This window comes from Pseudobutyrivibrio sp. YE44 (assembly GCF_900104335.1).
In the GTDB taxonomy this organism is placed as follows: Bacteria; Bacillota; Clostridia; order Lachnospirales; family Lachnospiraceae; genus Pseudobutyrivibrio.
On sequence record NZ_FMXT01000001.1, the window covers coordinates 217,961 to 230,485 of the forward strand.

General features: G+C 40.1%; 12 protein-coding genes. All 12 read left to right on the plus strand.

Going from position 1 to position 12,525, the window contains the following annotated elements; genetic code table 11:
- Positions 1-49: 49 nt before the first annotated feature.
- The 12 genes from BLR54_RS00945 (at position 50) to BLR54_RS00995 (ending at position 12,524) form a co-directional block, all read left to right on the plus strand.
- On the plus strand, positions 50-775 hold the full coding sequence (locus BLR54_RS00945; RefSeq protein ID WP_090416349.1) for a pseudouridine synthase: 726 nt from the start codon (positions 50-52) through the stop codon (positions 773-775).
- Positions 775-2,778, plus strand: coding sequence for an NAD-dependent DNA ligase LigA (ligA, locus tag BLR54_RS00950; protein WP_090416350.1), 2,004 nt, complete (start codon positions 775-777; stop codon positions 2,776-2,778). Before BLR54_RS00945 ends, ligA begins: the two co-directional genes overlap by 1 nt.
- An 83-nt stretch (positions 2,779-2,861) precedes the next feature.
- Positions 2,862-3,785: a homoserine O-acetyltransferase MetA gene (gene metA / locus BLR54_RS00955; protein WP_090416351.1), complete on the plus strand. Its 924-nt coding sequence runs from the start codon at positions 2,862-2,864 to the stop codon at positions 3,783-3,785.
- 284 nt (positions 3,786-4,069) lie between these two features.
- Complete coding sequence (locus BLR54_RS00960; RefSeq protein ID WP_090416352.1) at positions 4,070-5,134, plus strand: DUF5688 family protein; 1,065 nt, start codon at positions 4,070-4,072, stop codon at positions 5,132-5,134.
- A 36-nt stretch (positions 5,135-5,170) separates the two neighbouring features.
- Entirely contained in the window at positions 5,171-6,100 is a 930-nt protein-coding gene (locus BLR54_RS00965) for a replication initiator protein A (RefSeq protein ID WP_090416353.1), read from the plus strand.
- Entirely contained in the window at positions 6,093-6,911 is an 819-nt protein-coding gene (locus BLR54_RS00970; RefSeq protein WP_090416354.1) for a ParA family protein, read from the plus strand. The genes BLR54_RS00965 and BLR54_RS00970 overlap by 8 nt, the downstream gene beginning before the upstream one ends.
- On the plus strand, positions 6,874-7,797 hold the full coding sequence (locus tag BLR54_RS00975) for a ParB/RepB/Spo0J family partition protein (protein WP_090416355.1): 924 nt from the start codon (positions 6,874-6,876) through the stop codon (positions 7,795-7,797). Before BLR54_RS00970 ends, BLR54_RS00975 begins: the two co-directional genes overlap by 38 nt.
- A 117-nt stretch (positions 7,798-7,914) precedes the next feature.
- Positions 7,915-9,192 carry an IS110 family RNA-guided transposase gene (locus tag BLR54_RS00980; protein WP_090416356.1) on the plus strand — a complete coding sequence of 426 codons (1,278 nt, stop codon included), beginning with the start codon at positions 7,915-7,917 and terminating at the stop codon, positions 9,190-9,192.
- 421 nt (positions 9,193-9,613) lie between these two features.
- A complete protein-coding gene (locus tag BLR54_RS14895) occupies positions 9,614-9,769 on the plus strand; it encodes a hypothetical protein (RefSeq protein WP_176761818.1) in 156 nt (51 codons plus the stop codon).
- A 31-nt stretch (positions 9,770-9,800) separates the two neighbouring features.
- Positions 9,801-10,280, plus strand: coding sequence for a PcfB family protein (locus tag BLR54_RS00985; RefSeq protein WP_090416357.1), 480 nt, complete (start codon positions 9,801-9,803; stop codon positions 10,278-10,280).
- The gene (locus BLR54_RS00990) at positions 10,277-12,022 is read left to right on the plus strand and encodes a VirD4-like conjugal transfer protein, CD1115 family (RefSeq protein WP_090416358.1); all 1,746 of its coding nucleotides are present in this window, start codon (positions 10,277-10,279) and stop codon (positions 12,020-12,022) included. The genes BLR54_RS00985 and BLR54_RS00990 overlap by 4 nt, the downstream gene beginning before the upstream one ends.
- Positions 12,023-12,098: 76 nt before the next feature.
- Positions 12,099-12,524 (plus strand): hypothetical protein, encoded by a 426-nt coding sequence (locus BLR54_RS00995; protein WP_090416359.1) that lies wholly within the window; start codon positions 12,099-12,101, stop codon positions 12,522-12,524.
- The last annotated feature ends 1 nt before the right edge of the window (position 12,525 follow it).

The window sequence follows — 12,525 nt, forward strand, 5'->3', positions numbered from 1 at the left end:
ACCATGAATTTGGTCTCCATTTGTTAATAAAAGGGACTAGGAGGACACATTGAGTCAGGAGCTATTTCGATTAAATAAATATCTGTCTGATGCTGGGGTTTGCAGTCGACGTGCTGCAGATGCTGCTATTGAGGCTGGCCAGGTAATGGTAAATGGCAAGCCTGCAGAGATGGGAATGAAGGTTTCCTGCGAGGATGAGGTGCTCTTTAAGGGAAAGTCCGTTTCTAACGCCCACAAAAAGCAGATTCTCATTGCTTACAACAAGCCTGCAGGCATTGTTTGTACAGCGGAAAAGCGAGAGAAAAACAATATCATAGACCACTTGAATTACCCAGAGAGAATCTATCCTATAGGCAGGTTGGATAAAGACAGCACAGGCCTGATTCTTCTCACAAATCAAGGGGATTTGGTAAACAAGATTATGAGAGCAGTGAACGCCCACGAAAAGGAATACGTGGTCACTGTGGATAAAGAAATCACTGCTGATTTTATTAAAAAGATGGGGGCAGGTGTGTATCTTCAGGAGCTTGAAGTTACCACTCGAAAATGCCAAATCAAAAAGCTGGCGCCAAACAAGTTTAATATCATCCTTACCCAGGGGTTAAACCGTCAGATTCGACGAATGTGCCAGGAATTAGGCTATAGGGTTCGCACCCTAAAAAGAGTTCGTATTATGAACATAGAATTGGGTGACTTGAAGGAAGATACCTACAGAGATGTCACTCCTCACGAGCTAAAAATGCTCAATAAAATGTTAGAAGGGTCAAGGAACTAATGTTATTAGAAGAATATAAGAAGCTAGTCGATACCATAGACTACCACATGAATCTATACTACAACGATGATGAGCCGGAAATTTCCGATTTCGAATATGATCAGCTAATGCTTCAGTTGAAGGCAGCTGAAAAGGAGCACCCAGAGTGGGTGACACCAGATTCTCCAACACAGAAGATTGGTGGAATCGCAAAGCGTGAAGCTGGTGTAAAAGTTACACACGACGTGCCAATGCTTTCCATCGAGGATGTTTTCACAAAGGAAGAAGTTGCACAGTGGGTGAAGAAGGTTAAGGCTGATCATCCCGACGCAAAGTTTTCTGTGGAGGCCAAGATAGATGGTCTGAGCATGACTCTACGCTATGAGAAGGATAGCACTGGAAAGCTTAAGCTAAAGCTGGCTGAGACCAGAGGTGACGGTCTTGTTGGTGAGGATGTTACTGAGAATGCCCTGGTAATTCCAGATGTTAATCGCTATCTTGATTTGCCATATGACAGTCTTCAGCTTCGTGGTGAGGTGTACATGTCTCACGAGGATTTCGACAGATACAACGAAGACCAGGAGCTTAAGGGTGGAAAGCTGGCAGCAAACCCTCGTAATCTTGCTGCAGGAACACTTAGACAGCTTGATGCCAACATCACAAAGCAACGTGGCTTGAAGATGTTTGTTTTCAATGTTCAGCAGGGTCCAGAGGAGCTGACAGAAAGCCACTGCAAGGGGCTTGATATTTTAGCAGACCACAAGGTTCCAGTGGTTTTCCATCGTATATGCGATAATGCAGAAGATATCCTTTCGGTCATCGATGAGATTGGTGACAAGCGAGAGGAGTTTGAATTTGATATAGACGGTGCAGTTGTAAAGATTGATCAGGTGGGATATCGCGCAGATTTTTCTACCAGCGCAAAATATACAAACGGTCACATTGCCTACAAGTATCCACCAGAGGAAAAGGAGACAAAGCTTCTTGATGTGGAGCTTTCAGTGGGACGTACTGGCAGGGTGAATCCTACAGCCATATTCGAGCCAATTCGTTTATGCGGTACAACTGTCAGCCGAGCAACTCTTCACAATCAGGATTTTATCGATGAGTTGAACATCGGTATCGGTGATACTATCGTGGTTTATAAATCCGGGGAAATCATTCCGAAGATTAAAGAGGTTAAGCATGACAAGCGCCCTGAGGGTGTGAGCACCTACAAGATTCCAAGTGTGTGCCCAGCTTGTGGCGGGCCGGTTTCAAGAGATGCGGACACAGCTGATATGAAGTGCTCAAATCCTAGCTGTCCAGCTCAGCTTGAGCGTCACATCATCAACTTCGTCTCAAGGGATGCCATGGATATCAGAGGTTTTGGCGAGGTCTATATCATCGACCTTGTAAGACGCGGATATATCAAGGATATTGCTGATATCTATACCTTGAAGGACAAGCGTGAGCAGCTTATCGAAGAGGGCATTATCGGCAAGGAAAAGAACACTGACAAGCTTCTTGGGGTAATTGAAAGTTCCAAGGAAAACGATGCGGTGAAGCTCTTCACAGGCTTTGGAATTCCAAATGTTGGTAAGGCAGCCGCAAAGGCTCTCCTGAAAGAGTTTAAGAGCATTGAAAAGATCATGTCTCTTTCTGTAGAGGATTTGATGCAGGTAAATGACATTGGTGAAATCAGTGCCAACTCAATCTATGATTATCTTCATGACAGCGTGAATATAGATATTATAAACCGCCTGAAGGAAGCAGGTGTGAATATGGTGGAAGAGGAAAAGGAAGGCGCTACAGATAAGTTCGCAGGCCTTACCTTTGTCATCACTGGAACACTTCCTACCATGGGCAGAAAAGAATGCCAGGAGCTTATCGAATTAAACGGGGGAAAATGTGCCGGCAGCGTATCAAAGAAAACTAGCTATGTTGTGGCTGGTGAGGCTGCGGGATCTAAGCTTGATAAGGCCAACGCACTTGGCGTTACTGTCTTGGACGAGGCAGGGTTACTTGCGATGATTAATGAATAGATGGGGCTTGATTCCCTTAGTGATTTTAGAGGTTATTTTTGAGTTTTAAGCAAAAGTTTTTTACTAGATAGGAGAATAGGGTTATGCCAATTAGAACACAAAATGATTTGCCAGCTAAGGCCATACTTGAACACGAGAATATATTCGTAATGGATGAAAACAGGTCTACCCACCAGGATATTAGACCAATTTCCATTGGAATATTAAACCTGATGCCACTGAAGGAGGCAACAGAGCTTCAGCTTTTGCGCTCCCTTTCAAACACACCACTTCAGGTTGATGTGACCTTCCTTACCATAGGAGGCCATGAAAGCACACATACTAGCAAGACACATCTTAACAATTTCTATGAGCACATTGAGGATGTGTATGACAGATATTTTGATGGTTTGATTATCACAGGTGCGCCGGTGGAGCAGATGCCTTTCGAGGAGGTAGATTACTGGGAGGAGCTCACTCACGTTTTCGAGTGGACAAAGACCCATGTTACATCTACACTTCATCTTTGCTGGGGCTGCCAGGCCGGTCTTTACTATCGTTATGGCATAAATAAATATGATTTGGATGAGAAGAAGTTTGGCGTGTTCCCACACAAGGTTCAGAATAGAAAGATTCCTCTTGTTCGAGGTTTTGATGATGTTTTCTATGCGCCACACAGCCGTCACACCGGCGTTCGCACAGAAGATATCGAGGCTTGCAAGGACCTTGTAGTCTGTGCCAAGGGCGAGGAAGCAGGCGTATTCCTTTGCATGTCAAATGATGGCAGCAACATCTTCGTCATGGGCCACCCAGAGTACGACCGTTTCACTTTGGACAGCGAGTACAAGCGCGACAAAAGCAAAGGCCTTGATATCGCCCTCCCTGTGAACTACTACCCAGACGACGACCCAGACCAGAAGCCACTGTTACAGTGGCGAAGCCATGGCAATATTATGTATTCTAATTGGTTGAATTATTACGTATATCAGAACACCCCTTATGAGTGGAATAAGATTAGCGAAAAGTAGCGGTTTTACAGGCTTTTTAAGAGTTTTTATTACTTGTTAAATTCTGTCATATCTTATCGTAAGTTATCGTAACTTGTGGTGTCAAAATGGCGTAAAATAAGGATTCTTTAAATGGGTCCCGTGAGAAAATGGTGTCAAAATGGTGTCAATTTTTGCTGACACCATTTCGTTCTAAAAACCTTATAAAATCAGTACATAGAGCAGATTTCATTTTGAGATTCTGCTCTATTTTTGTGCCCATTTTTTCGGGAAAAATATTTTTTATAAGGAGGTTGTACACCATTATGATGAACTACGAACAATTTAAAGAGCAGTTCAAAGATGACCTTAAGAAGAGTCTTGAGGCCGAAGGGTATAAGATTGAGCGAATCGATGTTATACCAAATACAAAACTACAGCATGGCGAGTACGATGCCATTACTGTAAGACTTGAGGATTCAATGGTAGGGCCTAGTGGAAACCTTGAAAACTTCTTTGATATCTACGAGAAGAGCAATGGTAACTATGATACGGTTTTAGGCCATGTTACCGAGAAGTTTGCTGACGCCATTGAAAATGTCCCAGGTTACGATGTTAATCAGCTTAAGGATTATGAGTTTATCAAGGATAAGCTGGTGCTTGATGTGGTAAACGCAGAGAAGAATGAGGCTATTTTAAATGAGATTCCTCATAAAAAGCTTGCAGATCTTGCTGTAGTCTATAGAGCTCAGCTTGGTCGTGATGGTGATGGTATAGCCACAGTATTAATTAATAACATGATGCTTGAGGCTATGGGGGTTACACCAGAGCAGCTTCATAAGGATGCTGTAGCTATAGCTCCAGAAATCAGACCAGTTGAGGTTAACACTCTTATGGGTGAAATTATTGAGCTTACTGGTGCAGAGATTCCAGGTTTTGAAGTTGGAGGTCCAGAGGACCAGATCTTGGTTGGTACAGTTAAGGATAAGATGCATGGTGCATGTGTACTTGCTTATCCTGAGTTCCTTGATAATATGGCAGCTCAGAACGGTGGAAGCTTCTATATTATCCCATCATCTATCCATGAAGTTTTGATGGTTCCAGAGAGTCTTGGTACTGATCCAAAGGCATTGCAGGAGATGATTGAGACTGTTAATGCTACAGAGCTTCGTCCAGAGGATATCTTGTCGGATAAGCTTTATCACTATGATGCTAAGGAACGATTATTTGAGCTGGCTGAGGACTATCAGCAGAGAACAGCTGAAAAGGAGCTTAAGCCAGAAAGAGAATCGGCTGTAAAGAAACTTAAGGATAAGGAAATCCAGGTATCAAAGGAGCCTAAAAGAGAGATTAAGCCTAAGGTAAAAGATAGAGGCGAGCAGGCAATTTAGCCCACGTGACAAACTAAATATGAAAGGTGAGATTTTATGTCTAAAAAGTATTTTTATGGTCGGCGGCAAGCTGACCTTTTTTCATTTGTAAGATTACCCAAGCTTTTATTTTCAGAAGAAAGATACGACAAGCTTTCTGTTGAAGCCAAGGTTTTGTATGGTTTTCTTTTGGATAGGATGAGCTTATCTGCAGTAAATGGATGGTTGGATGATGAAGGTAGAGTGTTTGTTTATTACACCATTGAAGAGGTCCAGAAAGACTTCAAATGCGGTAATAAAAAAGCCTGCAGTTTTCTTCAGGAGCTTGAGGATTTCGAGCTTATTGAAAAAAGGAGACAGGGTTTAAATAAGCCAAATCTCATCTATGTATTGGACTTTTCAGAGGAAGTGTCGAGTGGACACTTCCGGAAATGTCCAAATGACACTTCTGGAAATGTCGTAAGGAAAATTCAAGAAATGTCAGGTGAACACACTAATAATACTAAGTTTAATAAAACTGATATTAGTAATACTGAGTCTAGTCTAGTCTTGTCTAGAAGTGAAGGTTTGAAAGATGAAGGAAGACAGGACGGGACAGGACTTGATAACACCTATTCTGCAATTAGAAGTTATGTTGCAAATCAGATTTCCCTTGATGCATTGAAAGTAGATTATCCAGATAACCCCCTTGTAGATGATCTATATGAGTTGATTGTTGATGTTGTCAGCTCTAACAGGAAAGACATAGTAATCATTGGAGAAACGAAGCCTATGAGTGTAGTGAAATCACAGTTTATGAAGCTAAACATGTTCAATATTGCTTTTGTTTTAGATAGGCTGGAGGATTCTAAGCCTGATATAAAAAACATTAAACAGTATTTGTTAGCAGCTTTGTATAATTCAATCTTTACGACTGATTCTTACAACACCACCAGGTGCAATCATAACATGTATAAAGCATATGAAGGAGGATTTAAAAATGAGTAAACCTGTTGTAATGGCATTAGTTAATCAGAAAGGAGGAACCGGCAAAACCCAAAGTACAGAAAACCTTGGGATTGGGTTGGCTAACGAGGGAAAGAAGGTTCTTCTTGTTGATTTGGACCCACAGGGTTCACTTACCATCAGCCTTGGGTATCCAAGAACTGATGAGATACCGGTGACAGTCAAGGATATAATGGCAAAGGTTCTTAACGAAGAGCGGATAGCAGAAGGTGAAGGTATTCTTCACCACAAGGAAGGTGTTGATTTGCTTCCGGCAAACATTGAACTTTCTGGAATGGAGCTATCGCTTGTTAACTATATGAGTCGTGAGCGAGTTTTGAAGGAATACATTGATTCCGTAAAAACGAATTATGATTACGTGTTAATTGACTGTATGCCTTCACTTGGAATGCTTACCGTAAATGCGTTAGCAGCCGCAGATCAGCTTGTTATTCCAGTTCAGGCTCAGTATTTATCAGCTAAGGGCTTAGAACAGCTTTTACAGACTGTAAACAAGGTAAGACGCCAGATTAATCCAAAGCTAAAGATTAATGGAATTCTCCTTACAATGGTGGATAACAGAACAAACTACGCTAAGGACATAAGCAGTCTTATTCGTGAGACTTATGGTAGCAAGTTAAAGGTATATAAGACAGAGATTCCACATTCTGTAAGAGCAGCTGAAATCTCAGCTGAAGGAAAGAGTATTTTTGCTCATGACCCAAAAGGAAAGGTAGCTGAGGCATATAAGAATTTGACTAAGGAGGTATTGAAGAATGAAGAGAGAAAACATTCAATTGAGCAGTTACGATGATATTTTTGGAGGGAATGATTCAGAAGTATCAGGTACTCCAAATGGTGACGTAGTTGTTCAGATACCCCTTGGAGAACTCCATGCATTTGAAGGACATCCTTTTAAGGTTAAGGATGATGAAGATATGGAAAAGACTGTAGAGTCAATCCAGGAGTTTGGAGTGCTACAGCCTGCAATTGTAAGACCTGATGGAGATGGTTACGAAATTCTTTCAGGTCATAGAAGACATCATGCTTGTGAAATCGCAGGGCTAGAAACTATTCCTTGTATAGTTAGAGATTTGGATGATGATGCCGCTACAATTTTAATGGTCGATTCGAATCTTCAAAGAGAAGAGATTCTACCTAGTGAAAGAGCCTGGGCGTTTAAGATGAAGTTGGATGCAATGAAACACCAAGGTGAAAGGGCAGATTTAACTTCGTCCCAAGTTGGGACAAAGTTAAGAAGTGATCAGCTTATGGCTGAGGAGACTGGTGTTAGTAGAAATCAGATAGCTAGATATATTCGTCTGACAAACCTTAAGCCAGAGCTTCTTGAAATGGTTGATGACAAACGTATTGCATTTAATCCAGCTGTAGAGCTTTCATTCTTAAATGAAACTCAGCAGCAGGATTTACTTGATGCAATGGACTATGCACAGGCTACTCCATCATTATCCCAGGCACAGCGAATTAAAAAGCTTGCTCAGGAGAATAAGATTACAGCTGAGGGAATGGGAATTATTTTATCTGAGGAAAAGAAACAGGATCTCGATAGAGTGACTTTAAAGCATGATACTTTAAAGAAATACTTTCCAAAGAGCTACACTCCAAAGATGATGGAAGACCAGATAATTAAGCTGCTACAACAGTGGCAGAAGAAACGTGACAGAGATATGAGTTTATAGGAGCATTCCTGTTAGGTAACAAATAACGGGTTTGTAAAAAATGAGTGTCTTCCATAGAATAATGATTGTTAACTTGCCGGTTAATAAAAATCATTATCCAAGGAGAGACACCCACAAATGAATTGTAAGCAGAATGAGAGAATCAATCAAGTAAAAGAATCAACTTTGGTAGTTGGAATTGACATTGGAAGTACTACACAGTATGCCAGAGCATTTGACTGGCGAGGCATCGAGCTTGGTAAAGTCTTTAAATTTAGCAACAGCAGAGAAGGTTTTGACTCCTTCAAACGTTGGATGCAGTGGTTACAGGACAAATATAAGAAGTCAGATGTAATTGTAGGAATTGAGCCAACTGGTCATTACTGGTTTGACCTTGGCGCTTATCTTGAGGATGGAGGCATCCTACTGGTTATGGTTAACCCTTATGCGGTAAAGCAGACCAAGGAACTAGATGATAACAGCCAAAGTAAGAATGATTGTAAGGACCCAAAGGTAATAGCGAAGCTAGTTATTGAGGGACGCTATTCTGCACCATATACGCCAGACGGTGTGTATGCAGATTTAAGAGTGTTGACAAACAATCGAAAGCGAATAATTAGGGAACTTACCCAGATCAAGAATCGCTTTGCAAGATGGTTTGCGATATATTTTCCTGAATTCAGAGATGTATTCAAGGATTATGAAAAAGAAGGTAGCATGATTGTTTTGAGAAACGCATGCACCCCTGAGGCAATAGTAAAGCTTGGTCCTGATGGAATTAACCAGCTTTGGAGAAATGCAAAGTTAAGAGCTGTAGGATTAAAACGAGCAACGACTCTGTGTGAGACAGCAAAACGAAGCATTGGACTAAAGAAGGGAATGACAGCAGCTGAGTTTGAAATGAAAATGTTGCTTCAGGATTATGATTACAAGATGGCGCAGCTTGAAATTATCATGGAAGAGATTGAAAGCTTGTGTAAAAAGATACCTGAAAGCGAGCAACTGCTTGCCATTAAAGGTATAGGTTTAATCACTGTTGCTGGATTTTTGGCAGAGGTTGGTGATGTAAGACGTTTTGAATCACCAAGACAGATACAGAAGTTAGCAGGATTATCATTAAGAGAAAACAGTTCTGGGAAGCATAAGGGTCAAACGACCATAAGTAAACGAGGTCGAAGTAAGCTACGAGCTGTGCTGTTTAATGCGGCAATCCCTCTAATAGCAACTAATCCAGAATTTAGAGCTTTGCATGATTATTATACTAACAGAGCTAATAATCCACTAAAAAAGAAGCAGTCAGTGATTGCTATCAGCTGTAAGCTGATAAGAGTTTTCTTCGCAATACTAACCAAAGGAGTATCTTATGATCCGAATAAAATGATGTCGGATATTCATAGACAACCATTAGTAGCGTAAGAAAAACTGTAAATTTCAGGTAGACGTCCACCGAAAGGTGCTGGAACGAGCAGATACTTTTACTTTAACAAAACATAGAGAGCCGAAGTCAGATTTTTACCCATTAGAGTAATGACTCAGTTTAGGAGCATAATGACGCCCCTTTATGGATAAGCAGAACGAAGGAATTAAGGACCCTGGAATCAGGTGATCCCGTATGATATGGGAGGTTAGGCTGCCGTAAGGACTTGGGGATAAGAAGGGCCAATCATAGCAAAATAAGACGACGTCTTATTAAGTGCACCCCAAATACCTGTATATCCGTTGTTTTGGCCATGGGGAATGGCATGGACTTAGATAGCTTCATCTATGTGATTATGAAAAAGTGAGAAAAAGTGAGTTAACAAGAGAAAAACAAAGATTAATATGGGAGGAAAACACTATGAGTTCTTATGAAGTAAGTCCTAGTTTTGATGATATTGAAGATCAGGATAAAAAGGAGAAAGCTAAAAGGCTGGTTGCGTACCAGTCTTTAATCTCCAAAGCAACAGAAGAAGATGATAAGAAGTCAGCTACGAGGAAAACACCTCTAATGTAGCTGATTTTTTTATTGGAAGGGAGGTGAGATTTTGCAGGAAGAAATTGAAGAAAGAACAGTCCGGCTTGCCATTACAGGAACCAAGCTTACAGCAAGAGGATTGCTTAATGCACTTAGGCTATATCTAAGGCATAGGGCAAATAAGAAGCTAAATAACATTGATGATCATATCCAGGGCAAGCAATCTATTGATGAACTTATTAAGCAAAACCAAGGCGTTAGCAGTATGGTTGTAGGCGATAAGGGGATCAGGCAGTTTGAAAAGATTGCTAAGAAATATGGAGTAGATTTTGCTGTAGTAAAAGACAAGTCAAAAGATACTCCAGTTTACACAGCTTTCTTTAAGGCCAGAGATACAGATGCTTTAGAAGCTGTCATGAATGACTATGGTAAGAAGATGATGAAAATCGAACAAAGACCAAGTGTCAGACAGAGGCTTAAGAAGTTAATTGAAAAAGCAAAAGCTCAGCCTAAGAAAACCAGAACAAAGAAGAAGGAGCAGGTAAGATGACAAAACAGCAGAAGCGTATGATTCTGCTAAATGTTCCTTACGTGTTGCTGGGACTCTTTGCTACAAATCTAGGTGAAGCCTGGAGAATTGCGGAAGGGGCAAATGTATCGGAAAAGATGGATGGATTATTCCAGTCGATTCCGATAGCTCTTTCCAATTTTATGCCAAGCTTAAATCCCTTTGATTTGATGTTCGGTATTGTTATTGGTGTTGTGATGAAGGTTGTAGTTTATGTTAAGGGTAAAAATGCTAAGAAGTATCGTCATGGTGCAGAGTATGGAACAGCACGATGGGGGACATCGCAGGACATAGAGCCTTTTATGGCACCAAAATTTGAGGATAATATTATTCTCACTGAAACTGAGCGATTGATGATGAGCAATCGCCCTAAACTTCCTAAATATGCAAGAAATAAGAATGTTCTTGTGACAGGTGGATCTGGTTCAGGTAAGACCAGATTCTTTTTGATTCCAAACCTTTTACAGATGCATTCAAGTTATGTAGTCACTGATCCAAAAGGAGATGTGGTAGTAAAAACTGGAAAGACTCTTTTTAAACATGGCTACAGGTTAAAGATTTTTAATACCATCAATTTTGCTAAAAGCATGCACTACAATCCCTTTGAGTATATTCACTCAGAAAAGGATATTTTAAAGCTGGTAAATGCTCTTATTACAAACACAAAAGGTGATGGAAAGGAAGGCGATGCCTTCTGGACAAAAGCTGAAACTCTTCTTTATACAGCACTCATTGGATACATTCATTATGAGGCTCCTGAGGAAGAGCAAAATTTCAGTACACTTTTAGATTTTCTTAATGCTTGTGAGGTCCGAGAAGATGATGAGGATTATGAAAATCCAGTTGATATCATGTTCAAAGAACTTGAAGAAAAGAATCCAGATCACTTTGCAGTAAGACAATATGCCAAATTTAAATTGGCAGCTGGTAAAACATTGAAAAGTATTTTGATTTCATGTGGTGCAAGACTAGCTCCTTTTGATATTAAGGAACTTAGAGACATTACAGAATATGATGAGCTGGAGCTTGATACTCTTGGAGATAAGAAGACAGCATTGTTCCTTATCATGAGTGATACAGATGCTACATTCAACTTCTTAATCTCTTTGATTTACACTCAGCTTTTTAATTTGCTATGTGAAAAAGCTGATGATGTTTATGGTGGAAGACTTCCAGTTCATGTACGCTGCCTTATTGATGAGACAGCAAACATTGGTCAGATTCCTAATTTGGAAAAGCTAGTAGCTACAATACGAAGCCGTGAGATTAGTGCATGTCTATTCCTACAGGCTAAATCACAGCTGAAAGCCATCTACAAAGATCATTGTGACACAATCATAGGTAATATGGATTCACAACTGTTTTTAGGTGGTTCTGAGCCTTCTACATTGAAAGACTTAAGCCAGGCATTAGGTAAAGAAACTATTGATATGTACAACACAGGAGAAAGCCGAGGAAACAATCCATCGTTTTCTACTAACTATCAAAAGACAGGTAAAGAACTTATGACTATTGATGAACTGGCTGTTATGGATGGTGATAAATGTATCTTGCAGCTTAGAGGCGTAAGACCATTTTTGTCGGACAAATATGATGTTACTAAGCATCCATTTTATCAAGAGACTGGAGAGTATGATGATAGAAATAAGTTGGATATTGAGATGTTTCTTAAGCAAGGAATGAAGTTTAAAAAGGGAGAGCTCTTTGATGTGTTGAAAATTTAAAAAATATCACCTTTTCTATTGAGGTAGTTATATAATAGAAAAGGTGATAAATGAATTGCGTAGGTTTGGAGGTTTTATGGGATTATCAAGAGACAAAATCATTAGCTACATCTCCGATGGAGCTATTGAATTAAGAAATGGAATTAGAGATAGATATGATGCAGATATGGAAGATGCTTATTATGAAGGACTTGAGGAGGGAATCAGTAAAACATTATCTGCATTATATGAAGCGGATGTAAAAGATGATGAAATAATTAGAGTGATGAATAAGATTTGGGCAATTCCCGAGCAAGATGTGGAGAAAATGTTATTAAAAGAAAAAATACATGCAACAACCTCAGCATTGAGGCGTTATTTAAGAAGAAATGGTAAGACTGAGGAAGATATTCGTTCTTTTATGTCAGAGTATAGCGTTATGAATAAAATAAGAACTGACAGTAATTTATGGAAATTAAGAAAACAACCTGAAAAACTGATAAAGGCATTAAAAGATAATTGAT